We start from the raw sequence: 512 nt of genomic DNA on the forward strand, positions 1-512 counted from the left end.
TCGCCTTCGTGGCCTTCTTCTTGCGTGCCTTTGGCTGTAATCTCGCCGGTATAAGCTGGAGCTTCTGGTTGAACTAGGGATTCACCTTCATGACCTGATTCTTGAGTTCCTTTAGCGCTAAGTTCGCCTGTATAGGCTGGTAATTCTGGCTGAACTAAAGACTCACCTTCGTGACCTGATTCTTGAGTTCCTTTAGTACTAATCTCACCTGTGTAAGCTGGCAATTCTGGTTGAACCAAAGATTCGCCTTCGTGGCCTTCTTCTTGCGTGCCTTTAGCACTATGCTCGCTAGTGTAAGCTGGGGCTTCTGGTTGAACTAGGGATTCACCTTCGTGACCTGCTTCTTGGGTGCCTTTAGCACTAATCTCGCCTGTATAGGCTGGCAACTCTGGTTGAACTAGGGATTCGCCTTCATGGCCTGCTTCTTGAGTTCCTTTAGCGCTAAATTCGCCTGTATAGGCTGGCAATTCTGGCTGAATCAAAGATTCGCCTTCGTGGCCCTCTTCTTGAGT

At 48.8% G+C, this 512-nt stretch carries 1 protein-coding gene; it reads right to left on the reverse strand.

From position 1 onward, the window contains the following. A partial coding sequence (locus HMPREF2805_RS11360) for a hypothetical protein (protein ID WP_186822572.1) occupies positions 1 to 512 on the reverse strand: 512 nt, incomplete at both ends.

The sequence above is a fragment of the Streptococcus sp. HMSC034E03 genome, from assembly GCF_001811505.1.
In the GTDB taxonomy this organism is placed as follows: Bacteria; Bacillota; Bacilli; order Lactobacillales; family Streptococcaceae; genus Streptococcus.